Raw genomic sequence first — 22984 nt, forward strand, 5'->3', positions numbered from 1 at the left:
TCAATACCTTGGCCGCTGCCAAAGAGCCTTTCACCCGATTGACGCAACCGTTACGCACAACAACAGTGCGCGACTGCCCACTCGACTGCGCGAAAAGCGTGCATCGCAGCTGCCGAGATTGACTATAGACACTGCGTGGTACACTGCCCGCCATTGTTGACAGGAACATTCCCCATGCTCGCGCCCAAAGACTTCCTCGACGCCCTGAGCGGCACCGCCTCCCGCCTCTTCAGCGGCGACACCCCGCTGCCGAAAAGCGAAATCGAAAGCCAGTTCAAGGCTTTGTTGCAGAGCGGCTTCAGCAAGCTGGACCTGGTGAGCCGGGAAGAGTTTGATAGCCAGATGGTTGTGCTCGCGCGGACCCGCGCACGGTTGGAGAGCCTTGAAGCGAAAGTGGCTGAGCTGGAAGCGAAGCTCAATCCACCGACCGAGTAACCCCGCCGATCCCCTTTGACAATGGGGTCTATGTGGGAGCGAGCCTGCTCGCGATAGAGTCACCACGGTGTTCCAGCAGCCCCTCGCTGGAACGACCACCCCTGTAGGAGCTGCCGAAGGCTGCGATCTTTTGATCTTAAGCCCCGCAAACATCCCGGCAACTTCCTACAAAGATCAGCACCGCCGTCCGATAGCGTCGCAAAGCCCCGGCTCCTAAGCTCACCTGATGCTGAATGTCAGCACTAGGTTTGGCGACCTGGAACCAAGCTATGCACGCAACGTCATTCGATATCGGGTATTTCTCTCGATTCGTTATATGGCGGCTGTGTGTGGGAGACCTTCGGGTCTGCCGGTATTCGCTTGGCCGGTTCGCCAACCCGCACGCAGCTGCCACCTTTATTGTTTGGCGACGATAAGAGGCAGTCATCTATCAAGCGAATTTGGGCACTGCACTATGGACGAAAACTATCTGACACCACACATATTCACCCGCCACAAACTCCACCTCCACGCCCTCCTCCTCGGAAACCAACCCTGGTTCAGCGCCCGAGACCTCGGCCGACTCCTGCGCCTCTTCCTCGACGAACGCGCCGTCCGCAAACTCGACCCCGACCAACACCAAACCCTACAGATGCTCATCCATGGCACCGTCGAAAACACCCTGCTCATCAGCGAATCCGGTGTCTACGCATTACTGGTCTACCACTACTGCCCCGAATACCGAGGCCTGCGCGAATGGCTGACCCACGACGTGGTGCCGGCGCTCAGAGACGCCCAACAACCCACCTCAACAGAGCGCCCGATCCTGAGCCTGCTGAATTGGCCGGAAATGTCGTTGAGTTTGCTGCACTGGAATAACCAGCCGTGGATTCGATTGCAGGATGTTCCGCAGATCCTGCCAGATCGAGAACAGCCACAGCATTCGGTCAATGCGCCGTGGTGGAAACGTGCGTCGCGAATACTTCAGGCATTCTGAACGACAAAAAAACCCCACGTTCGTAGCGTGGGGTTCGTTCAGGAGCAGAGGATCAAGCACAGTGCGGAAGACGCTCAACCTGATCCCGGATCGCAGCCCCTCGTTCGATCTCGGCTTTTCGCAAATCGTATGTCGATTGCAGGTTCAGCCAAAACTCGGGAGTCGTGTCCAGGCAGATAGATAGCCTTAGAGCCATATCGGCACTGACACCTCGACGCTGAAGCACGATGTCGTTCACCGTAGGCGTCGAAACGCTCAACGCTCTGGCCAAGGCCGCAGCCGTAAGGCTCAGAGGCTCCAGGTATTCCTCTTTGAGGATCTCGCCAGGATGAACCGGGCGCATACCATTCTTAGTCATTACTCACCTCAGTGATAATCGACGATTTCGACATTCTCTGGCCCGTTAAGACCCCAAACAAAGCAAATTCGCCATTGAGCGTTGATGCGGATGCTGTGCTGACCTTTTCGATCTCCTTCCAGCGCCTCCAATCGATTGCCTGGTGGTGATCGAAGGTCCATCAGCACGGCAGCAGCATCAAGCATCGTCAGCTTTCGTTCCACGACACTCAGAATGGCTGACCACATACGGGTCTTTCCGTTGCGAAACAGGTACTCGGTCTCAGAACACTTAAAGCTAACGATCATAATTTAAAGCTTAACGTTATGCATTAATCTTGAGTGTATAACCTGAATTCACTAATGCAAACGCGGTGTTGCGATTCTTGGCCCCCTCTCAAAACTTTAGGAAAAGGACTACCTGAGTCCTTCAGAAGGCTTTCGAAATCCAGCCGAGTCCTACAAAAACAAGCGCCAATTCCCATTGCATCAAAACCGTGTCTACCTCTTAAGCTAACTGACCCCAAAAAAAACCAATCTACGAATCCAAAAGGTCGCTATGAAATCTAAAAAACAAAAAGCCAAACTGTTACTCGTCGCTGAATATCATGCTGAGGCACTCCGGTTAGCCGGGAGCGTATCGGCCAATCAACGCCGCTTTTTGGATGTCGCCGCTGCTCAGGGCAAAGAACTTGAACCGAGTGGCTGGCTTGCAGGCACGAGCCTGACGAAGCTCCCGAATTAGCTCACCAACACTCGCAACATCCTGCGAAAGTTTCCTTCCCTTGCCGCCACGCTAAACCCTCACTCCCCGGCTACCCTTCAAAAAACCGCAGGAAGCGGTTCCCGTACAGCTCAAGGAACGACCATGTCCCTCTCCATCGTCCACAGCCGCGCCCAGGTCGGTGTGGAAGCGCCCGCCGTCACCGTAGAAGTCCATCTGGCCAACGGCTTGCCGTCGCTGACCATGGTCGGGCTGCCCGAAGCCGCCGTGAAGGAAAGCAAGGACCGAGTACGCAGCGCGATCATCAATTCAGGGCTGCAATTTCCGGCGCGACGCATCACCTTGAATCTCGCCCCTGCCGATCTGCCAAAGGACGGCGGGCGGTTCGATCTGGCGATTGCCTTGGGGATTCTGTCGGCCAGTGTGCAAGTGCCAACGTTGACGCTGGATGACGTCGAGTGCCTGGGAGAGTTGGCACTGTCGGGGGCGGTGCGGGCGGTTCGGGGTGTGTTGCCGGCGGCGCTGGCAGCGCGCAAGGCCGGGCGCACGCTGGTGGTGCCGCGGGCAAATGCCGAGGAGGCCTGCCTGGCTTCGGGGTTGAAGGTGATTGCGGTGGATCATTTGCTGGAAGCGGTCGCGCATTTTAATGGCCACACGCCCATCGCCCCCTACGCTTCCAACGGTTTGCTCTACGCCAGCAAACCCTATCCAGACTTGAACGAAGTGCAAGGGCAACTTGCGGCCAAGCGAGCCTTGCTGATTGCGGCGGCAGGGGCTCATAACTTGCTGTTCAGCGGACCACCGGGGACGGGGAAAACGTTGTTGGCGAGTCGTCTGCCAGGGCTGTTACCGCCATTGGCCGAGAGCGAAGCGCTGGAAGTCGCGGCGATTCAATCCGTCGCCAGTTGTGTGCCGCTGAGTCATTGGCCACAGCGCCCCTTCCGACAGCCACACCACTCCGCTTCAGGCCCGGCGCTGGTAGGCGGCGGTTCCAAACCGCAACCCGGCGAAATCACCCTCGCCCACCATGGCGTGCTGTTCCTCGATGAGCTCCCGGAATTTGATCGCAAGGTATTGGAGGTGTTGAGAGAGCCACTGGAATCCGGCCACATCGTGATTTCCCGCGCCAAGGACCGCGTACGCTTCCCGGCACGCTTTCAACTGGTCGCGGCGATGAATCCTTGCCCCTGTGGATATCTTGGCGAGCCCAGTGGTAAATGCAGTTGTACACCGGACATGGTCCAGCGTTACCGCAACAAACTGTCGGGGCCACTGCTGGACCGCATCGACCTGCATTTGACCGTAGCCCGGGAAAGCACGGCGCTGAACCCGATCAAGGCCGGTGACGACACGGCCAGCGCTTCTGCCCTGGTCGCCCAAGCCCGGGAGCGTCAGCAACAGCGTCAGGGCTGCGCCAACGCCTTTCTCGACCTGCCAGGGCTGCGCCAGCATTGCGCGTTATCCAAAGCCGATGAAGGCTGGCTGGAAAGCGCCTGCGAGCGACTAACCCTTTCGCTTCGTGCCGCTCACCGCCTACTGAAAGTCGCCCGTACCCTAGCGGATCTGGAACAAGTAGACGCTATCGGTCGCAGCCACGTCGCCGAAGCACTGCAATATCGGCCATCCGCATCCAGCTAGAGAGATGGGCATCGAGTGCACCCGGTCGTCCCAAGCGCCTGGTTTTTCGCCCAATGATGACATCAACCGGGTAATAGCCCGGAGTAACAGGGTTAACGATAGACAGGATGACGGCGGCAGAGCTCCACCACCTGTTCGCGCACGTGGTGCCCGACCCTTTCGCTGTCACCGTTTTCCAGGGCGTCCAGTACGTCGCACAACCAGCCCGCCAATTGTTCACATTCGATCACGCCGAAACCACGGGTGGTGATGGCTGGAGTACCGATGCGCAACCCGGAAGTCACGAACGGTGAGCGCGGGTCGTTGGGCACCGAGTTCTTGTTAGCGGTGATGCAGGCATTGCTCAGGGCCGCATCGGCTTCCTTGCCGGTATAGGGCCTGTCGGACAGGTCGATTAGCATCATGTGATTATCGGTGCCACCGGAGACGATCTTGTAACCCCGCTCCTGCAACACGGCCGCCATGGCCCGGGCGTTGATCACCACTTGGGTCTGATAGGTTTTGAACTCGGGCCTCAGTGCTTCCTTGAAAGCGACGGCTTTGGCGGCGATCTGGTGCATCAATGGGCCGCCCTGAACACCCGGGAATACCGCAGAATCGAGTTTTTTGTAGAATGCTTCATCTTGCCCCTTGGACAAAATCAAGCCACCCCGTGGGCCCCGCAGGGTCTTGTGCGTGGTGCTGGTGACCACATGAGCATGCGGCAATGGGTCCGGGTATTCTCCCGCGGCAACCAACCCTGCGACGTGGGCCATGTCGACCCAGAAAATGGCTCCGACCTTGTCGGCAATCGCCCGCATGCGCGCCCAGTCTTTGTACCGGGAGTAGGCGGAAAAACCACCGATCAGCATCTTCGGCCGGGTTTCCAGGGCGATACGTTCCATCTCGTCGTAGTCAAGGAAGCCCGTCTCCGGGTCAAGGCCATAAGGAACGATCTTGTAATGACGGCCCGAGAAGTTTGAAGGGTTGCCATGGGTCAGGTGGCCACCTTGGGCCAGGTTCATGCCCATCACCGTATCGCCGGGATTGATCAATGCCAGGAATACCGCGGCGTTCGCCTGTGCACCCGCATGCGGCTGCACGTTGGCGTAGTCGCAGTTGAACAGGGCCTTGACCCGCTCGATGGCCAGGCGCTCGGCCACATCGACATATTCGCAGCCGCTGTAGTAGCGCTTGCCTGGATAGCCTTCGGCGTATTTATTGGTGAGCACGGTGCTCTGGATTTTCATCACCAGAGGGCTGGCGTAATTTTCGGAAGCGATCAGTTCGACGTGGTCTTCCTGACGATGTTCTTCGTTATGAATCGCCTCACACAGCTCGGCGTCGAATGCTTCAAGGGTCAGCGTTGAGTCGTACATATGAAGGGGTCCTTGGTTGGGAAAGTAAGCCGGTTTACAACGGTGCAGAGGACATTGGATGGCTTCCTGTGTGCTCGTCACTTCCCGGACGGGCATCCGCGGTCGGCCAGTAGTAGGCATCCGGCATGGCACGTGCGCCGAAGATGGCCTGACCGATACGCACGACGGTCGCCCCTTCTTCAATGGCGACTTCGAAATCACCAGACATGCCCATGGACAGTTCCTCCAGCCCGACGCCCGCCGGGGCGTGCTGGCGCAAGCGCTCGCGCAGTTCGCGCAGCCGTACAAAGCAAGGGCGGACACGGACCACGTCGGCCGAAAACAGCGCCAGCGTCATCAAACCACGCACCCGTAACGCCGAGAACGCCGGCAGGGCGTACAAAAAGTCCGCGACGGCTTCGGGCGCCAAGCCGTATTTGCTGGCTTCGCCGGAGGTATTGACCTGAACGAACACATCCAGTTGGCGCCCCTCGATGTGCAGGCGACGATCCAGAGCCTCGGCCACTCGCAGGCTGTCCAGCGCCTGAAACTCACTGGCAAAACGCGCCACCTGCCTGGCCTTGTTGGTTTGCAGGTGGCCGATAACCGACCATCGCAGATCGGCCAGATCGGCCATCGCCTGCGATTTGCGCTGCGCTTCCTGCACTTTGTTCTCACCCAGTAGTCGGCAGCCGGCGGCGTGGGCCAGACGCAGATGAGCTTCGTCAAAGGTTTTGCTGACCGGCAGCAGGCGCACACTCGCCGGATCACGTCCGACCCGCTGACAAGCATTGGCGATTCGCTGCTGCACGGCTGCCAGGTTGCGGCGAAAGTCCTCAACGCTGGTGGCCTGTGGGTAACGGCCATGACGCTCGTGAAGGGTGACGGTTTCTTCCAATTGATCGAGCATCAATGGGTGACTCCTTTGGTTGTCACAACAGCGTCGGCAGTCGGAATGACCACCGCCTCGCGACGCGGTAAGCGCCCATTGAGTAAGGCGTAGGCCGCCAGACCGATCAGCAATCCCCAAAACGCCCCACCGATCCCCAGCAAGGTGATGTTTGCGGCGCACGCCAGAAAGGTGATCAGCGAGGCTTCGCGGGTTTTGACGTCAGCCATGGCACTGGCCAGGCTGGCGCCGATAGTGCCGAGCAGGGCCAGCCCGGCCAGCGTCGTAATGAAGGTGGGCGGGAACGCCATGAACACTGCGGCGAGGGTCACCCCGAAAACCCCTACGAGGATGTAGAACAATCCCGCGGCAACCCCGGCGACCCAGCGCTTGGACGGATCCTCCGAGGCTTCCTTGCCGGTGCAGATGGCCGCAGTGATCGCCGCGACGTTGAAGGCGTGGGAACCGAAGGGTGCCATCAGCAGCGAGCCCAACCCCGTGACAGTCAGGATAGGGTTAGCGCTGGTACTGAAACCATCGTTGCGCAGTACCAGCATGCCCGGCATGTACTGGCCGGTGAGGGTGATCAGAAACAGCGGCAGCGCCACGCTGAGCAGCGCATTGATCGAAAACTCAGGCTGGGTGAATACCGGTGCCGCGAATTGCAGCGCCAGCCCCGACAGTTCTACACGGCCCTGCGTCAGAAGAAACGCCAGCCCCAGCACCAGAATGCCCACCACCGCGTAGCGCGCGGTAAAGCGCTTGAGCATAACGTAAGCGGCAATCAGCAACCCGACCAACACTGGGTCAAGACTCATGCCACCAAATGCGCCGATACCGAACTGCAGCAAGATACCGGCCAGCAGGCCCGCAGCCACACCCGGCGGAATCAGGCGGATGACTTTTTCGAAACAGCCGGACAAACCCAGCAGCACGAAGGCGGCGGCTGAAATGATGTACGCACCTACTGCCTCGGCGTAGGGCGTAGTCGACAGCGCGACGACCAAAAAGGCCGCGGCGGGTGTCGACCAGGCAGTAATGATCGGCTCACGGCTCACCCAACTGAGAAACAGCCCGGTAATACCCACGCCAATTGACACCGACCATACCCACGACGCCGTCATCTCGGGGCTGAGCCCGGCGACTTTGGCGGCCTGAAAAACCAGGATGAACGTGCCGCCATAGTTGACGATGACTGAAATCAGCCCGGCGACGATCGGATGCAGAAGATCGCGTAAACGCAGGGGCGATGGGGATGCTGAAGAAGACACGATTGCTTTGCTCCTTGCAAAACGAGGTGTTGGCCCGGGCGAGGGGATTTATAGCGCTGAAATGACCGAGCGCAGAGGCAGTGGCGAGGGGCGGATTCTACGGATAGGATGGCCTGCTACTACAGGCCAATTTATTCAATCAGGGCAGACCGCATGGCTAGAACGTTCGAACTGGAAACGCTCAAAATGCGCCTCAGCGATGTCGAGTTTCAGCTGTTGGATCTGCACCAGCGGATTCAACGCGCATTGCGTGCATTGATCCTCGAAGGCGCCCTTGACCCAGGCTTGAAGCTGCCTGCGACTCGGGTCTTGGCCAAGTCACTGGGGATTGCCCGCGATACCGTTGAGAACGCCTATGTGCAACTGCACCGCGACGGTTTTATCGTGCGGCGCGAGGGGGCTGGCAGTTATGTCTGTGAAACGCTGGGTACCGAATTGCGCGGCGCAGCCCGCCGACGCATCAAGGCGCAAGAAGTCAAAAGCAACCAGGCGGCACCGGGGGCTGGATTGAGCCAGCGCGGGCGGATGATCTTCGACAGTGGCGGCGTGACCGATCAGCAGGTGATCAAAGCGTTTGCGACCGGCCTGCCGGAAACCCGCACTTTCCCCACCGATGTCTGGGAGCGCCTGCAACGCCAGGTGATGAAGGACTATCGCGCCAACGTGCTGTTGCACGGCGACCCGCAAGGTGCCGAGCCGCTGCGCAAGGCCATCGCCACCTACTTGAACCTCGAGCGTGGGGCCAAGTGCTCCGCCGACCAGATCCTGGTGCTGAGCAGCACTCGCCAAGCCCTCTTTCTGTGTGCGCAGTTGTTGGTGGACGCCGGCAAACCGATCCTGCTGGAAAACCCGGGTTATTTTGGTGCCAGGAAAGCCTTCGAAACCGCCGAGACCAAGGTTCTGCCCATCGATGTCGATGAACTGGGCATACGCACCGACCTGCTGTACGCCGATCGCAGCGGCGCCAACTGCGTCTATGTCACGCCTTCTCATCAATACCCCACCGGCGCGACCTTGCCGCTGGAACGCCGGCTCGAGCTGATCAACTGGGCCGCAGAGAAGGGCAAGTGGATCCTGGAAGATGACTACGACAGCGAGTTTCATTACGACGGACAGCCGACCGCCTGCGTGCAGGGCCTCGACAAGTACCAGCGCACTCTCTACCTCGGCACCTTCAGCAAGACCCTCTACCCCGGGTTGCGAATGGGCTACATGGTCTTGCCCCACGAGTTGATCAAAGCCTTCACCTACGCGCGCAGCATGATGGACGGCCATACGCCCCAAATCCTGCAACTGACCCTGGCGCGCTTTATGGAAGACGGCCATTACAACGCCCATGTCCGGGCCATGCGCAAGCTCTATGCCGGGCGCCGAACCATCATGCTCGACGCCATTGGGAAGCATTTGGACGGCATCGTTACCGCCTTGCGCCCCCAGGGCGGGTTGCAAATTCCCTGCCTGCTGCATGATGGCTGGTCGGAGGAAAAAACCATCCGCCAGGCAGCCGGCGTGGGCGTGCAGCTTTCCGGCCTCAGCCGGTTGTACGCCGGCGATCAGAAGAAACAAGGTTGGCTATTGGGTTACTCGTCCTTGACCGCTTATGAAATCGAAGCCGCCATGCTGCGCCTGGCCAATGCGCTGAAAACCAGGTAGAGCAGCGTCAAGCGGCCAGTGGCCCAAGGCATAGAGTCAGCATCACCCCTTGGTCAGATCAACCAACGGCGTCTGCCGTACCTCAGTCTCCCGCCCACCCTGAATATCGCTCACCCGCTTCAACGCCTTATCCACAGCCGCCTTATCCGCCAACAAGCTGTAGCTGATCCCGAACTGCTTCTGTTCCTTCGGCCCAATCGTCGGCACCAGGTTCAGAGGCCGCTGATACCGGCGGTTGTAGGAAAAACTCGTCCCCGGCTCCAGCCCCGTGACATAGCCCTGGCCTTGGGTATCGGTGTTTTTCCACAGGGAGAACACGGGCAGTGTTTGAGTATTGAAGCCGACCGAGACACCCAGGCTACCGGCCTTGTTATGCAGCACGGTCAACGTATCGCCCTTGGCATCGGCATACGGCACCACGTTGTAAACCGTTTCGTCGTAGTCCTTGGTCGGTGCGCGGTAAGTTTGCCAGTCCGGCAAGTCGCCTTTGGCCTTGTCGTTGAACGGCGATACCTGTTTCACCGGCGCGGCGAAGCGGGCGCCCTGCTCCAGGAACGGGGTACTGAAGTTGCTGTGATACAGCGCCTGGTATTCCTTCGGATAGTCGCCGTTGTTGGTCAGGGTGTCATTGAGGGCGAACGCTACGCTGCCGGGTTCGGTAACCAGTTCGGTCGCGACGGAGAAGTCGACTTTCTTGAACGCCTGTTCTTTCAGTTCGCCGCGCAGGGTGATGGCGTACGGCGGTTTTTCATCGATGTGCAGGGTGACTTTGTTCGCAGGAATGTTGGCGGCCCGACCGTGCAGGGTCAGCAGTTCGCCGTTGTCGATGCCGGGGTGGCCGACCCATTCGTAGCCACAGCGGGTGACCAGTTCGTTGAAACCTTCCAGCCAGCCCAGGCCACCGCGGCCGTTGAGTTCAATGAAGGATGGATTGACCACTTCCTTGACCGGCGAATCCCAGCCCATGCGCACATCGCCGACCGAGGCCTGCAGGACGTTCATGCCGCGAGTCGGTACTACTGAAAGTTTCATTGTGCCGTTATCGATGTCGACGATGCTGACCCCCTCCTGCCGCCCACCATGCAAAGTGCGCAGGGTGACGCTGAAAGGTTTGTCGGTTTTCACGCCGAGTTGCTGGCTGGTGATCTGCCAGTTCTGGGCGGCTTTGTCGGTGTCGAGCAGGACGTAGTCCCAAGCCATGGCTTGGGAAGCAGCGGACAGTGCGCTGAGGGCAACGAAGAGTTTGAGCGGGGTCATGGCAGCAGCCTTTCTTGGAGTTGTGCCAATTTTATAGACTTGAAGAAACGTTTCAGCAAGCATAAAAATCGAGACACTGGTGCTAAATGCCAAGGAAGACGACTAGAGAGGAATTGATCCGCAGATTTGGGACAAATCCTTGAATTGAGGTCGATCCCTTCGCGAGCAAGCCCGCTCCCACATTTGATCTCGGGTGTTCACACATACTGTGTTCACCGCAGATCTACTGTGGGAGCGGGCTTGCTCGCGAAGGGATTTCAGAGGCGACTCAACGAAACCGGTCAACCTCATGCCGCAAGTCCGCCGCGAGCTTCTCCAGCTCTTTGGCAGTCACAGCCAGGTTGGACACCACTTCGCGCTGCTCACTGTTCGCCAAAGCGATGCTTTGCAGATTGCTGCTGAGCAAGGTCGCGGTGCTGCTTTGTTCCTGGGTCGCGGTGGTGATGGCGGCGAATTGCTGACCAGCCGAACGGCTTTGTTCATCGATCCGTGCCAGCGCCGAGGCGACGTTGGCGTTGCGCGACAGGCCTTCCTGCATCAGCACGTTGCCCTGCTCCATGGTGCTGATGGCATTGCCGGTTTCCTGCTGGATGCTTTGGATCATCCCGGAAATTTCGTCTGTGGCCTGGCGGGTACGTGAAGCCAGGTTGCGCACCTCATCGGCCACCACCGCAAATCCGCGGCCCTGCTCACCGGCGCGGGCGGCTTCAATGGCGGCGTTGAGCGCCAGCAGGTTGGTTTGCTCGGCGATCGCGGTAATCACCCCGACAATGCCGCCGATTTCCTGGGAGCGCTGCCCCAAGGTATTGATCACCGTCGCGGTGCTGTTCAGAGCACCGGCGATTTGCTCCAGGGATGAGGACGCTTCGTCCATCGACGTACGACCGATCTGGGTTTGCTGTGCGTTTTCCTGCGCCAGTCGCTGGGTGTTGCCCATGTTGTCGGCAATGTTCAACGAGGTGGCGCTGAATTCTTCTACGGCGCCGGCCATGCTGGTGATTTCGCCAGACTGCTGCTCCATCCCTTCATAGGCGCCACCGGACAAACCGGACAACGCCTGGGCGCGGCTGTTGACCTCGCCCGAGGCTTTACGGATGTGCTCGACCATGGTCGACAGAGCCTGGCTCATCTGGTTGAAGGCGCGGGCAAGTTGGCCGATTTCGTCATTGCTCGACACGTTCAGGCGAACACTCAAATCACCGGCACCCAAGGCTTCGGCCTGACGCACCAGATCACCCAGTGGCGCCAGTTTGCTGCGCAGCAACCAGACAGCCGAGCCGACTGCCAGCAACATCGCCAGCAGGCTGCCGATCGCCAATTGAATGCCGACGCTCCAGGTCACCGCGCGGATTTCGGTTTTCGGCATGCTCGCCACCACCGACCACGGCCCGCCTTCGAACGGCACGGCAACACTGTAAAAATCTTGCGACGTGTCGCTCCAGAAGTCGCCTTTGCCCGGTGTCTTGGCCAGACCGACAATGCTCGGAACCGCCTGATCCAGCGCCTGTACACCGGCAATCGGCACCAGCCATTTGCCTTGTTCATCCAGCAACGCCAGGGAGCCGGTCTGGCCGATGCGGAAGCGTTTGAGGTTGGCGAACTGCGCGTTCTGCGCGTCGGTGTAATCGAATCCTACGTACAGCACGGCAATGATCTTACCGCTGCTGTCGCGTACGGGGGTGTACTGCGACATGTAGAAGCGTTCGAAAAGCAACGCTCGCCCCACATAACTCTGCCCCGCCATCAAACGGGCGTAAGCCGGGTTCGCGTGGTCGAGCAGCGTGCCAATGGCACGGCTGCCGTCTTGTTTGGTGACATTCGTGCTGACCCGAATGAACTCCTCACCACTGCGCACGAATACGGTCGCGACGCCTGCGGTCATCTGCTTGAACTCGTCGACTTCCGCAAAGTTGTTGTTCAACACTTCCCTGCCCAAGTGCAGGCCCGGGGTCTGCACGCCCGCCACGGTCACCGGCTCATCCGGATGCACGCTCAAACCGGCGCTGAAGCGCTTCTCGAACAGGCCGGCCAGACGCTGGGTGCTTTCACGCAAAGTGCCGTGAAAGGTGCTCAACTGATCGGCAAGCAAGCGGGCCTCACTGGCCAGATGCTCTTCGCGGGTGGCGAGGTTCGCGGTGTCCAGCGAGCGCAGGGCGAACACGGTACTGCCACTGATGACAATCGCCAGAATCACGGCAAGCGCAAGACCCAGCTGTGAGGCAATCCGAGCACGAGGTTGAGACATGACAGCTCCTGACCCAGTGGCCGGATCATTCTGATCCCTTCGCACACTCGGCAAAATTTCTGATGGTGGGGAAAACATGGAACCTGCACGAAGGTCCTATCAGCAGATTTTCGGCGGCAAAGCTGAATACTTGAGTAATTAACGGGGATATGGCTCAAGGCCGCCATTGCGGCGGCTCCATCGATTCAGCCCAGACGTTCGACATCCGGTAATTCCATGGCCCGGACCTCGCCTTGCAGGAAATCGCTGAGGCGACGCAAACGTTCGCCGCCGGGGCGGGTTTTCGGCCAGACCAGGTAATAATTCTCACCACTGGCAACGGCCGTCGGCCACGGCAAACTCAGACGTCCCTGCGCAACATCCTCCGCCACCATCAGCAAATCGCCCATGGACACGCCGTAACCCCGGGCAGCGGCGATCATGCCCAGCTCCAGCGTGTCGAAGACCTGCCCGCCCTTGAGCGAGACTTGATCGGTCAGGCCCATACGCTCCAGCCAGTTGCGCCAGTCACGGCGGTCCGGCGTCGGGTGCAGCAACTCGGTACTGGCCAGGCGCGCAACGTCCCACGGTTGATCCTTCAGAAGATTCGGCGCGCCCACCGGAATCAGCTCTTCGGGGAACAGGAAAGTCGCCTCCCAGTCCGGAGGAAAATGCCCGTTGCTGAGGATGACGGCGCAGTCGAAGGGTTCATGGTTGAAGTCCACCGTATCGATGTCCATCCAGGCGCTGGTCAATTGCACCTCGTTCCCCGGTCGCAGGTGTCGAAAACGACTGAGCCGCGCCAACAGCCAGCGCATGGTCAGGGTCGATGGGGCTTTCATGCGCAAGATGTCGTCTTCGGCACGCAAGGTATTGCAGGCCCGCTCGAGGGCGGTGAAGCCTTCGCGAATGCCGGGCAGGATCAGCCGCGCCGATTCGGTCAGTTGCAGGTTGCGCCCGCTGCGATGAAACAGCCGACAGGCGAAATGCTCTTCGAGCGTACGAATGTGCCGACTGACCGCACTTTGCGTGATCGACAGTTCTTCGGCGGCGCGGGTAAACGAGCTATGCCGCGCCGCCGCTTCGAATGCTCGAAGGGCATACAAGGGGGGAAGACGACGAGACATCAAAAAAGCTCCTATAGCGCGATAGCACCAACTTATCAGAAACTCCCCAGCATGAGTTTTAATCATGCCACCCATCCTTTTTATCCCTTTGTGAAAACCCCGCAGAGCGCCGAGAATCGACGCTTCCTGTTCTCTCTGACAATCGAGCGTGATGATCATGCAGCATCCAGCGCGTAGTGAACTCTGGGCCATCCTGCGGCTGGCGGGGCCGTTGATTGCCTCGCAGTTGGCGCACATGTTGATGGTCCTCACCGACACGTTGATGATGGCGCGCCTGAGCCCCGAAGCACTGGCCGGCGGCGGTCTGGGCGCGGCGACGTATTCGTTCGTGTCGATTTTCTGCATCGGCGTGATCGCCGCCGTCGGCACCCTGGTCGCGATCCGTCAGGGCGCGGGTGACATCATCGGCGCAGCGCGGCTGACCCAGGCCGGGTTGTGGCTGGCCTGGTTAATGGCGCTGGTGGCGGGTTTGCTGCTGTGGAACCTCAAACCGGTGTTGCTGCTGTTCGGCCAGACCGAAACCAACGTTCAGGCTGCCGGCCAGTTTCTGTTGATCCTGCCGTTCGCCCTGCCCGGCTACCTGAGCTTCATGGCGCTGCGTGGTTTCACCAGCGCCATCGGCCGGGCGACACCGGTGATGGTCATCAGCCTCGCCGGCACCGTGGCCAACTTCCTGCTCAACTATGCGTTGATCACCGGCATGTTCGGCCTACCGAAAATGGGTCTGGTGGGCATCGGTCTGGTCACGGCGATCGTTGCCAACCTGATGGCGCTGGCGCTCGCGCTGCATATTCGTCGGCATCCGGCCTACGACGCGTATCCATTGCGCCAGGGTCTGTCGCGGCCCAACCGTCAGTACTTGAAGGAACTGTGGCGCCTGGGCCTGCCGATTGGCGGCACCTATGCGGTGGAAGTCGGTCTATTCGCCTTCGCCGCGCTGTGCATGGGCACCATGGGCAGTACGCAACTGGCGGCGCACCAGATCGCCCTGCAAATCGTCTCGGTGGCGTTCATGATTCCGGCGGGGCTTTCCTACGCGATCACCATGCGCATCGGCCAACATTACGGCGCCGGGCAATTGCTTGATGCGCGGCTGGCCGGACGGGTCGGGATCGCCTTTGGTGCGGCGGCAATGCTGGGTTTTGCGATGGTCTTCTGGCTGCTGCCGCATCAGTTGATCGGCTTGTTCCTGGACCACAACGACCCGGCGTTCCGCGAAGTCATCAACCTGGCCGTAAGCCTGTTGGCGGTGGCGGCATGGTTCGAGCTGTTTGACGGCACACAAACCATCGCCATGGGCTGCATTCGCGGACTCAAGGATGCCAAGACCACATTCCTGGTGGGTTTGGGTTGCTATTGGCTGATCGGCGCACCCGCCGCCTGGTGGATGGCCTGCCATTTGAATTGGGGGCCAACGGGGGTCTGGTGGGGTCTGGCGCTGGGGCTGGCGTGTGCGGCGGTGAGCCTGACGCTGGCGTTTGAGTGGAAGATGAAGCGGATGATTCGGCGTGAGCCGTCGTCAGGGGCGAGTTTCCAAATCGCCCAGCCAGATTGAGATCCCCTGTGGGAGCGGGCTTGCTCGCGAAAGCGGTGTGTCAGTCGACATCTACGTTGACTGATACACCGCTTTCGCGAGCAAGCCCGCTCCCACATTTGTCCGTGTTTAAACCACGACTTCCAGTGCAGGCTGCTGACTGCTGCCGAACGTCAGGTACTCAACCAGTTCCGCCAAAGGCAACGGCTTGCTGATCAGGTACCCCTGCACTTGATCGCAACCAAAGCCGCGCAACAAATCCAGTTGTTCCGGCGTTTCCACGCCTTCGGCGACCACTTCGAGGTTGAGGTTGTGTGCCAGATTGATCATCGCGTGCACCAGTTTGCGATTCTCTTCCCGCTCTTCCATGCCGCCGACAAAGCTCTTGTCGACCTTCAACAACGCAATCGGCAGGCTGTTGAGGTGCACGAACGAAGAGAACCCGGTGCCGAAATCATCCAGCGAGAAGCGCACGCCCAAACGCCCGAGGGCGTCCATGGTCTGCTTGACCAGATCGCTGCGACGCATCACCGCGGTTTCGGTCAGTTCGAATTCCAGCCATTGCGCCTCGACGCCTCGCTCGGCAATCAGCCGGCTCAGGGTCGACAGCAACTGGCTGTCCTGAAACTGCCGGAACGACAGGTTGATTGCCATGTGCAACGCCGGCAAACCTCGTTCGCGCAACGCCTGCATGTCCCGCAGGGCCCGGGAAATCACCCAGTAACCCAGCGGCACGATCAAGCCGCTTTGCTCGGCCAATGGCACGAATTCACTGGGGGGCAGCAAGCCGCGTTCGCCATGACGCCAGCGCACCAACGCTTCGAGGCCGACGATCTGGCCGTCCTCAAGGTTCAGACGAGGCTGGTAATGCAACTCCAGCTCATCGCGGCGCAAGGCCCGGCGCAGCTCGCTTTCGAGGTCGGCGATGCTGCGGGCATTGCGATTGATCCGTTCGTTGAAAATGTGAAAGGTGCAGCCCTGAGTGCTCTTGGCCTGCTGCATAGCAATGTGCGCGTGCCACATCAACGGGTCGGCGCCGGCCTGCGCTCGTGCGTGAGCAATGCCTAGGCTGGAACCGATCAACAGGCTTTCGCCGTCGATCCAATAGGGTTCGGACAGGGCTTCGGTAATGCGTTCGGCCATCCATTCGGCGCGCTGAGGGGCGCGGCGGGTGTCGATCAGCAGGGCAAATTCATCGCTACCCAGCCGCGCTAGTTGATCGCTGGCCTCCAGTTGGCTTTTCAGCCGCGAGACCACTTGCAGGATCAGCCGATCGCCAGCCTGATGGCCGAGCGCGTCGTTGGCGTGTCGAAAATTGTCGAGGTCGAGGTGGCCGAGGGCCAGGCCCCGACCATCGTTGTCGGCCAGGCGCGCCGCCAGCAAGGTCTGGAAACCCTGACGGTTGGCGATACCGGTCAACGGGTCCTGCTCGGCCAGGCGCTGCAAGGTGTTTTCCAGCACGCCGCGCTCACGCACATGACGCAGGCAGCGGCGCAGCATGCCGGGATCCAGCAGATTGCGCACCAGCCAGTCGCTCACACCGTCGGGCGGCGCCAGCGGCTCGTGTTCGAGCAGCAACACCGTCGGCAGGTTGCAACGGCCGGGTGCTGGCTGCAGAGCGGGAATCGTCAACAACACCGCGCTGCGGTTGTCATCGAACAGGCTACTGACCGACTCCCAGCTCGGCGCGCTGAGCAGCACAGCCGAACTCCCCATCGGAGCCAGACACTCGCGCAACAACGCTGCCCACGCTGGCTCTTCGGCCAGTAACAGCAAACGCAAGGGTTCGACAGGCGTAGACAAGCTAGCTCCCTAGACTCTGCAAAGATGTAGGCGGCGGGCATTATGCCGCGCAGATAACCAATGACCAAATGACATCGGTTATCAAACACGGCTTTTGCGTCTTGAATACGAACATTAGACGCAAATTCACTACGCATCCTGCGTGAAAGTATCAAAACCGGCAATTAGAGATCGCGTGTTACGTCACAAGTCGGAGAGAGCAGCACAATTCGCTGAGCCTGTTAAAATGCCGGCCCATTTCGCTAATGACTCCCTGATTTCGTATGTCCCGACTCAATCCCCGGCAGCAAGAAGCCGTGAGCTACGTCGGCGGCCCTCTTTTGGTGCTCGCCGGCGCAGGTTCCGGCAAGACCAGCGTGATCACCCGCAAAATTGCGCACCTGATCCAGAACTGTGGCATCCGCGCCCAATACATTGTCGCCATGACCTTCACCAACAAGGCCGCGCGCGAGATGAAAGAACGGGTCGGCACGCTGCTCAAGGGCGGCGAAGGCCGCGGCCTGACGGTCTGCACCTTCCACAACCTGGGCCTGAACATCATCCGCAAGGAACATGTGCGGCTGGGCTACAAACCGGGCTTCTCGATCTTCGACGAGACCGACGTCAAAGCCCTGATGACCGACATCATGCAGAAGGAATACTCGGGCGACGACGGCGTCGACGAGATCAAGAACATGATCGGCTCGTGGAAAAACGACCTGATCCTGCCGCCCGAAGCCCTGGAAAACGCACGCAATCCCAAGGAACAGACCGCCGCCATCGTCTACACCCACTACCAGCGCACGCTCAAGGCGTTCAACGCGGTGGACTTCGACGACCTGATCCTGCTGCCGGTAAAACTGTTCCAGGAACACGACGATATCCTGGAAAAATGGCAGAACAAGGTCCGCTACCTGCTGGTGGACGAATACCAGGACACTAACGCCAGCCAGTATTTGCTGGTGAAACTGCTGATCGGCAAACGCAACCAGTTCACCGTGGTGGGCGACGACGACCAGTCGATCTACGCCTGGCGCGGCGCCCGCCCGGAAAACCTGATGCTGCTCAAGGACGACTACCCGTCCCTGAAAGTGGTCATGCTCGAGCAAAACTATCGCTCCACCAGCCGCATCCTGCGCTGCGCCAACGTGCTGATCTCCAACAACCCCCACGAGTTCGAAAAGCAGCTGTGGAGTGAGATGGGCCACGGCGACGAAATCCGTGTGATCCGTTGCCGCAACGAAGACGCCGAAGCCGAGCGCGTGGCGGTGGAACTGCTGACCCTGCACCTGCGCACGGATCGGCCCTACAGCGATTTTGCGATCCTGTATCGCGGCAACTACCAGGCCAAGCTGATCGAGCTGAAGCTGCAGCACCACCAGATTCCGTATCGCCTGTCTGGCGGCAACAGCTTTTTCGGACGTCAGGAAGTGAAAGACCTGATGGCCTACTTCCGCCTGATCGTGAACCCGGACGACGACAACGCCTTCCTGCGGGTGATCAACGTCCCACGCCGGGAGATCGGTTCGACCACGCTGGAGAAGCTGGGCAACTACGCCACCGAGCGAAAAATCTCGATGTACGCTGCCACCGACGAAATCGGTTTGGGCGAGCATCTGGACACGCGCTTCACCGATCGCCTGTCACGCTTCAAGCGTTTCATGGACAAGGTCCGCGAGCAGTGCGCCGGCGAGGACCCGATCTCCGCCCTGCGCAGCATGGTCATGGACATCGACTACGAGAACTGGCTGCGCACCAACAGCTCCAGCGACAAGGCCGCCGATTACCGCATGGGTAACGTCTGGTTCCTGATCGAGGCGCTGAAGAACACCCTGGAGAAAGACGAAGAAGGCGAGATGACCGTCGAAGACGCCATCGGCAAACTCGTCCTGCGCGACATGCTGGAGCGTCAGCAGGAAGAGGAAGACGGCGCCGAAGGCGTGCAGATGATGACCTTGCACGCCTCCAAGGGCCTGGAATTTCCCTACGTGTTCATCATGGGCATGGAAGAGGAAATCCTCCCGCACCGCTCCAGCATCGAAGCCGACACCATCGAAGAAGAACGCCGCCTGGCCTACGTCGGGATTACCCGGGCGCGTCAGACATTGGCATTCACCTTCGCTGCCAAGCGTAAGCAATACGGCGAGATCATCGACTGCGCGCCCAGCCGCTTCCTCGATGAACTGCCGCCGGACGACCTGGCCTGGGAAGGCAACGACGACACTCCCGTTGAAGTCAAAGCCGTCCGCGGTAATACCGCATTGGCGGATATACGCGCGATGTTAAAGCGCTAGAATTGGCTACTTTTTAACCGAACACTTTTTACACGCCAGGCGCACATGGCGTCAGTAGAGGAAAGCTTCATGGAAGCACTGCACAAGAAAATTCGCGAAGAAGGCATCGTGCTTTCCGACCAGGTCCTGAAAGTCGACGCCTTTCTGAACCACCAGATCGACCCGGCCCTGATGAAGCTGATCGGCGACGAATTCGCCTCGCTGTTCAAGGATTCGGGCATCACCAAGATCGTCACTATCGAAGCCTCGGGCATTGCCCCGGCAATCATGACCGGCCTGAACCTTGGCGTACCGGTGATTTTCGCCCGCAAGCATCAGTCCCTGACCCTGACTGAAAACCTGCTGTCGGCGACCGTTTACTCGTTTACCAAGCAGACTGAAAGCACCGTGGCGATCTCCCCGCGCCACCTGACCAGCAGCGACCGTGTGCTGATCATCGACGACTTCCTGGCCAACGGTAAGGCCTCGCAAGCGCTGATCTCGATCATCAAACAGGCCGGCGCGACCGTGGCCGGTTTGGGTATCGTGATCGAGAAGTCGTTCCAGGGTGGTCGTGCGGAACTGGATGCCCAGGGTTATCGCGTTGAATCGTTGGCGCGGGTGCAGTCGCTGAAGGATGGCGTTGTAACCTTCATCGAATAAACCGCCACACCACATCTGCTGCCTGCTCGCTCCCACATTAAACCGCGTCCGCTTGGACAACTCGGTCAATTGTGGGAGAGAGCTCGCTCCGGGTGACGTTCCGGGATGACAATAACGCGACGATTCAGTGATTACTCGAACACCTCGGTTTCAAGCCTTTGGCAGGTCCATTCTGTAACCCGCCCCAGGCGCTCCTTCATGCATTGCTGCCTGAATGTCCGCATACAAGGCGTTCGCCTCAGCGGTAGTGATTGATCGCGAACAATCGCGCAGCACCACGCGTAAAAGCACATTTTCCTGGCCTGGCAGCAGCCCGAGCCGTTCAATTGCCTGCGCGGGTAAATCCGAGAACGCCCACCGCCCCTGAACTTGCATCTCCTCGATCCAGTCAGAGCAGTCGCCGGCTGCCTGCAACATTCTTTCGGTCAACACTTCCTCGCTCAGCCCCGGCGTTACCGCCAACGAAATGTCACGAGCAATAGACGGCAAACGAGATACTGCGGTCCATGGATTCAGATCATACATCTGCGCCTGCACTCGCACATTCTGATCGCGTAGCAAGCGAATATCTGGAATACCTTTTCGCAACATCGTCAGGCGATCCAGCCCCATCCCGAGCGCCAACCCTCCATGATGCAGCGGGTCAATGTTCAAGCGTTCCAACAAAGACCTCGCAATACGACCACACTCAAGTACCTCAACCGGAACCCCATCATTCAAGACATTTACTTCGATTCCGCCCTCTGTGTAGTGATGCGGACTATTGCTATGGACCCAACGTTTGTCAGGAACGGCGGACTTAAGTATATCGCCGACCAAACGCAACAGATGCTCGTGCGTTGCCAGTTCCGGATCTCCCAGCACCCAAATATCCATTTGATGCGGTTCCGCGCAATGCCAACGATCCCGACTATCACGACGGAAAGTAATACCTGGCGCTGCCAGCAATATCGTCTGTCCCGGCTGGCGCACCTGAGCCGCTCGCTGAAGCGCTACCGGGATCTGGCTGGTGGTTTGTGTTCGCAACAGCGAGTGCTCATCGACCCAACGGGTGTGTTCACTCCCCAGCGTAACCTCTGCCGGGTCATAACCGAGCAAACCGTAATTTTCCTCAGCAGACACAATCCTCGGCCCGGTTTGTAGTTGCGCTTGAGGCCAACCTTTTTCAGAGAGTCCTTTGAGGATTTCATTTAGCAGCAACCGAACGGCGTGATCGGGATCTTTTGTTTCGGTTAGATCATCCAATAATAGAGCCTGATGGACAGACGTATCTGTCAGATATTTCTTTGATGCGCGCACTATATAACCCTCGACCTACAATTGAATATCGAGCCAGAAAAACAAGCCCATAAATAAACCTAACGACACAAGATCATCTACCACAACCCAAAAATGGCAAATACCAAAATTTCAGAACAAGACTACAGATACACCCCACACAAATAACCAAATTAAATCTTCGAGCCCCGCGCCAGATAAATTGATTCTAAAAAACGCCCAACAAATCATTTAACACATCAAAAAATTCTGTATTAATTATTCCACTCCCAAGCAGTTCGGGGGGCAAAAACCAAAAAATGAAAAAGGATGATCAGATGAAAAATGAAAAAGTCGTCAAAGAAAAGCTTAACCGGATCACTTCTGGCCCGGATAATTTTGGGTGGGCACCGTTGGCTTGGGCTCACACCGAAGAATAAATAATACCAATGCGCGGCGAGTATTCTTGCCGCGCATTGAAAAAAGGAGGGTTTTATGTCACCACCGAATATGATATCGACACTCTTCGGCCATGAGAAATTATCCATCATTGCAGATTCAGAGGACTTCCTCAGAGAATGTGCGCTATTAGGGTTCAATACGGCCAATATTTCTAAACTAAAGAAATTGCCAAAAAACAGTATTGTTTTTTCTTTTAGCAATGACGCTGCAAAAATGACGTTTGAACTAGCAAAAAACACAGAAAGCAAGAAAAGCATTTTCTGCGCAACTCAAGTGTTCGAACCCAGCGTAACTGCTGCACTCTATAGCCTCAAACTTTTGCTGAGCTGCAATTTTGAACATGCCTTATGCACACAACGATCCGTATTAAACATGCTCAACTCAAATGAGTTATTTCTCCTGTCTGGTAATGGTGCCGATGCGCAAGTCTCAGTTTTTCCGCACGCCCAACCTTACGCGCTACTTGCCGAAGACGTTTCTCACGACTTTGTTCAGTCTGTAGCAGAATTTTTTGAAGTTCATTACGCACACATGAACCCACAAGAGCCCTGTCCGTTTTCTTTTAGCGGCACATTAAAAATCGCTGGAATATTGACAGTACTTAGAAAACCTAACCCGCTATTACCAGAGGGCTTGAAAACTTCCCTAAAATGGCTGAGTGACCGAATTGCGAAAGAAGGTGGATTATTATCAATTAAAGACAACACCATCACTTCACTAAAAATAAACAACGAGGAAAGTATAAAACTTCTGGATCTTGCGGCTGGCTTTCGTGGACTCAAGCTGACGGAGTTCGCCATTGGGGTAAACGATGCCATCGCACTAAAAATTGATTATAAAATAAACTCACAAATGAATGAAGGTATCAGCGGGGTTCACCTAGCTATTGGTGATGGGTCTTCCGGTTATCACATAGACTTCCTTAGTCCATCCGTGAACGTAAATCCAATACACTAGTCACCTGAGAAAATTAAAAATCTTCTGTCGCAACAACGCCTGCGCATGCGGCCCTATGGGGGAGTCGCTGAACACATCGCTATCACGAGCAAGGCCGCTCCCAAATTGGATGTTCGTCGGACACAGAATTTATATGCTCTGGAGATCCGAGTGGGAGCGAGCCTGCTCGCGATGAACGAATACACGTTT

19 protein-coding genes are annotated in these 22984 nt (G+C 58.3%); 9 read left to right on the forward strand and 10 right to left on the reverse strand.

The genetic code is table 11. The features are described 5' to 3' along the window. Window positions 1-174: 174 nt before the first annotated feature. Both ACIPLA_RS20685 and ACIPLA_RS20690 read left to right on the forward strand, forming a co-directional pair. The gene (locus ACIPLA_RS20685) at window positions 175-435 is read left to right on the forward strand and encodes an accessory factor UbiK family protein (RefSeq protein WP_008007559.1); all 261 of its coding nucleotides are present in this window, start codon (window positions 175-177) and stop codon (window positions 433-435) included. Between the two features lie 454 nt (window positions 436-889). Further along, entirely contained in the window at window positions 890-1411 is a 522-nt protein-coding gene (locus ACIPLA_RS20690; RefSeq protein ID WP_218395412.1) for a Bro-N domain-containing protein, read from the forward strand. A 52-nt stretch (window positions 1412-1463) separates the two neighbouring features. Here ACIPLA_RS20690 and ACIPLA_RS20695 read toward each other — a convergent pair whose 3' ends face one another. Continuing rightward, window positions 1464-1769: a HigA family addiction module antitoxin gene (locus ACIPLA_RS20695; protein ID WP_030129123.1), complete on the reverse strand. Its 306-nt coding sequence runs from the start codon at window positions 1767-1769 to the stop codon at window positions 1464-1466. 8 nt (window positions 1770-1777) lie between these two features. Continuing rightward, on the reverse strand, window positions 1778-2056 hold the full coding sequence (locus ACIPLA_RS20700; RefSeq protein ID WP_123499512.1) for a type II toxin-antitoxin system RelE/ParE family toxin: 279 nt from the start codon (window positions 2054-2056) through the stop codon (window positions 1778-1780). A 250-nt stretch (window positions 2057-2306) separates the two neighbouring features. On the opposite strand from ACIPLA_RS20700, the gene ACIPLA_RS20705 reads away from it, so the two are divergent. Together ACIPLA_RS20705 and ACIPLA_RS20710 are read left to right on the forward strand one after the other, a co-directional pair. Next, a complete protein-coding gene (locus ACIPLA_RS20705; RefSeq protein ID WP_123499510.1) occupies window positions 2307-2492 on the forward strand; it encodes a hypothetical protein in 186 nt (61 codons plus the stop codon). A 123-nt stretch (window positions 2493-2615) separates the two neighbouring features. Continuing rightward, complete coding sequence (locus ACIPLA_RS20710) at window positions 2616-4109, forward strand: YifB family Mg chelatase-like AAA ATPase (protein WP_401175528.1); 1494 nt, start codon at window positions 2616-2618, stop codon at window positions 4107-4109. 92 nt (window positions 4110-4201) lie between these two features. Here the strand turns inward: ACIPLA_RS20710 and glyA are convergent, their stop codons facing one another. Genes glyA through ACIPLA_RS20725 form a run of 3 tightly spaced genes read right to left on the reverse strand, consistent with a single transcriptional unit; the run spans window position 4202 to window position 7606 of the window. After that, window positions 4202-5467 (reverse strand): serine hydroxymethyltransferase, encoded by a 1266-nt coding sequence (glyA, locus tag ACIPLA_RS20715; protein ID WP_401175531.1) that lies wholly within the window; start codon window positions 5465-5467, stop codon window positions 4202-4204. A gap of 34 nt (window positions 5468-5501) precedes the next feature. Beyond that, complete coding sequence (locus ACIPLA_RS20720) at window positions 5502-6356, reverse strand: YggS family pyridoxal phosphate-dependent enzyme (protein ID WP_401175533.1); 855 nt, start codon at window positions 6354-6356, stop codon at window positions 5502-5504. Further along, window positions 6356-7606, reverse strand: coding sequence for a benzoate/H(+) symporter BenE family transporter (locus tag ACIPLA_RS20725; RefSeq protein ID WP_401175536.1), 1251 nt, complete (start codon window positions 7604-7606; stop codon window positions 6356-6358). The genes ACIPLA_RS20720 and ACIPLA_RS20725 overlap by 1 nt, the downstream gene beginning before the upstream one ends. Before the next feature lie 153 nt (window positions 7607-7759). On the opposite strand from ACIPLA_RS20725, the gene ACIPLA_RS20730 reads away from it, so the two are divergent. Continuing rightward, a complete protein-coding gene (locus ACIPLA_RS20730; RefSeq protein ID WP_218395422.1) occupies window positions 7760-9259 on the forward strand; it encodes a PLP-dependent aminotransferase family protein in 1500 nt (499 codons plus the stop codon). A 42-nt stretch (window positions 9260-9301) separates the two neighbouring features. Here the strand turns inward: ACIPLA_RS20730 and ACIPLA_RS20735 are convergent, their stop codons facing one another. The 3 genes from ACIPLA_RS20735 to ACIPLA_RS20745 all read right to left on the reverse strand — a co-directional run bounded on the left by ACIPLA_RS20735 (window position 9302) and on the right by ACIPLA_RS20745 (window position 13867). After that, on the reverse strand, window positions 9302-10516 hold the full coding sequence (locus ACIPLA_RS20735) for an aldose 1-epimerase family protein (RefSeq protein WP_218395424.1): 1215 nt from the start codon (window positions 10514-10516) through the stop codon (window positions 9302-9304). A 268-nt stretch (window positions 10517-10784) separates the two neighbouring features. After that, the gene (locus tag ACIPLA_RS20740; protein WP_401175541.1) at window positions 10785-12761 is read right to left on the reverse strand and encodes a methyl-accepting chemotaxis protein; all 1977 of its coding nucleotides are present in this window, start codon (window positions 12759-12761) and stop codon (window positions 10785-10787) included. A 185-nt stretch (window positions 12762-12946) separates the two neighbouring features. Then, window positions 12947-13867 (reverse strand): LysR substrate-binding domain-containing protein, encoded by a 921-nt coding sequence (locus ACIPLA_RS20745; RefSeq protein WP_007894759.1) that lies wholly within the window; start codon window positions 13865-13867, stop codon window positions 12947-12949. Between the two features lie 157 nt (window positions 13868-14024). Between ACIPLA_RS20745 and ACIPLA_RS20750 the strand changes: the two genes are divergently transcribed. After that, window positions 14025-15422: a NorM family multidrug efflux MATE transporter gene (locus tag ACIPLA_RS20750; RefSeq protein WP_401175543.1), complete on the forward strand. Its 1398-nt coding sequence runs from the start codon at window positions 14025-14027 to the stop codon at window positions 15420-15422. A gap of 108 nt (window positions 15423-15530) precedes the next feature. Here ACIPLA_RS20750 and ACIPLA_RS20755 read toward each other — a convergent pair whose 3' ends face one another. Further along, window positions 15531-17204 carry a bifunctional diguanylate cyclase/phosphodiesterase gene (locus tag ACIPLA_RS20755; RefSeq protein ID WP_218395428.1) on the reverse strand — a complete coding sequence of 558 codons (1674 nt, stop codon included), beginning with the start codon at window positions 17202-17204 and terminating at the stop codon, window positions 15531-15533. Window positions 17205-17467: 263 nt separating this feature from the next. Here ACIPLA_RS20755 and rep point away from each other — a divergent pair, with 263 nt between their 5' ends. Both rep and ACIPLA_RS20765 read left to right on the forward strand, forming a co-directional pair. Next, window positions 17468-19477: a DNA helicase Rep gene (rep, locus tag ACIPLA_RS20760; RefSeq protein ID WP_192345040.1), complete on the forward strand. Its 2010-nt coding sequence runs from the start codon at window positions 17468-17470 to the stop codon at window positions 19475-19477. Between the two features lie 69 nt (window positions 19478-19546). Next, window positions 19547-20119, forward strand: coding sequence for a xanthine phosphoribosyltransferase (locus ACIPLA_RS20765; RefSeq protein WP_018927509.1), 573 nt, complete (start codon window positions 19547-19549; stop codon window positions 20117-20119). A 150-nt stretch (window positions 20120-20269) separates the two neighbouring features. On the opposite strand, the gene ACIPLA_RS20770 is transcribed toward ACIPLA_RS20765, so the two are convergent. Continuing rightward, a complete protein-coding gene (locus ACIPLA_RS20770; RefSeq protein ID WP_401175548.1) occupies window positions 20270-21418 on the reverse strand; it encodes a hypothetical protein in 1149 nt (382 codons plus the stop codon). A gap of 453 nt (window positions 21419-21871) precedes the next feature. Between ACIPLA_RS20770 and ACIPLA_RS20775 the strand changes: the two genes are divergently transcribed. Beyond that, window positions 21872-22795 carry a hypothetical protein gene (locus ACIPLA_RS20775; RefSeq protein ID WP_401175552.1) on the forward strand — a complete coding sequence of 308 codons (924 nt, stop codon included), beginning with the start codon at window positions 21872-21874 and terminating at the stop codon, window positions 22793-22795. Window positions 22796-22984: the final 189 nt, after the last annotated feature.

This window comes from Pseudomonas sp. NPDC086112 (assembly GCF_044746425.1).
Classification (GTDB): domain Bacteria; phylum Pseudomonadota; class Gammaproteobacteria; order Pseudomonadales; family Pseudomonadaceae; genus Aquipseudomonas.

Excerpts from the sequence above, each read along its gene's own strand:
- rep (WP_192345040.1), top strand. The coding sequence starts at position 17,468 with ATGTCCCGACTCAATCCCCGGCAGCAAGAAGCCGTGAGCTACGTCGGC.
- ACIPLA_RS20740 (WP_401175541.1), bottom strand. The coding sequence starts at position 12,761 with ATGTCTCAACCTCGTGCTCGGATTGCCTCACAGCTGGGTCTTGCGCTT.
- ACIPLA_RS20745 (WP_007894759.1), bottom strand. The coding sequence starts at position 13,867 with ATGTCTCGTCGTCTTCCCCCCTTGTATGCCCTTCGAGCATTCGAAGCG.
- ACIPLA_RS20720 (WP_401175533.1), bottom strand. The coding sequence starts at position 6,356 with ATGCTCGATCAATTGGAAGAAACCGTCACCCTTCACGAGCGTCATGGC.
- ACIPLA_RS20735 (WP_218395424.1), bottom strand. The coding sequence starts at position 10,516 with ATGACCCCGCTCAAACTCTTCGTTGCCCTCAGCGCACTGTCCGCTGCT.
- ACIPLA_RS20700 (WP_123499512.1), bottom strand. The coding sequence starts at position 2,056 with ATGATCGTTAGCTTTAAGTGTTCTGAGACCGAGTACCTGTTTCGCAAC.
- ACIPLA_RS20765 (WP_018927509.1), top strand. The coding sequence starts at position 19,547 with ATGGAAGCACTGCACAAGAAAATTCGCGAAGAAGGCATCGTGCTTTCC.
- ACIPLA_RS20730 (WP_218395422.1), top strand. The coding sequence starts at position 7,760 with ATGGCTAGAACGTTCGAACTGGAAACGCTCAAAATGCGCCTCAGCGAT.
- ACIPLA_RS20690 (WP_218395412.1), top strand. The coding sequence starts at position 890 with ATGGACGAAAACTATCTGACACCACACATATTCACCCGCCACAAACTC.
- ACIPLA_RS20705 (WP_123499510.1), top strand. The coding sequence starts at position 2,307 with ATGAAATCTAAAAAACAAAAAGCCAAACTGTTACTCGTCGCTGAATAT.
- ACIPLA_RS20775 (WP_401175552.1), top strand. The coding sequence starts at position 21,872 with ATGTCACCACCGAATATGATATCGACACTCTTCGGCCATGAGAAATTA.
- ACIPLA_RS20750 (WP_401175543.1), top strand. The coding sequence starts at position 14,025 with ATGCAGCATCCAGCGCGTAGTGAACTCTGGGCCATCCTGCGGCTGGCG.
- glyA (WP_401175531.1), bottom strand. The coding sequence starts at position 5,467 with ATGTACGACTCAACGCTGACCCTTGAAGCATTCGACGCCGAGCTGTGT.
- ACIPLA_RS20710 (WP_401175528.1), top strand. The coding sequence starts at position 2,616 with ATGTCCCTCTCCATCGTCCACAGCCGCGCCCAGGTCGGTGTGGAAGCG.
- ACIPLA_RS20685 (WP_008007559.1), top strand. The coding sequence starts at position 175 with ATGCTCGCGCCCAAAGACTTCCTCGACGCCCTGAGCGGCACCGCCTCC.
- ACIPLA_RS20695 (WP_030129123.1), bottom strand. The coding sequence starts at position 1,769 with ATGACTAAGAATGGTATGCGCCCGGTTCATCCTGGCGAGATCCTCAAA.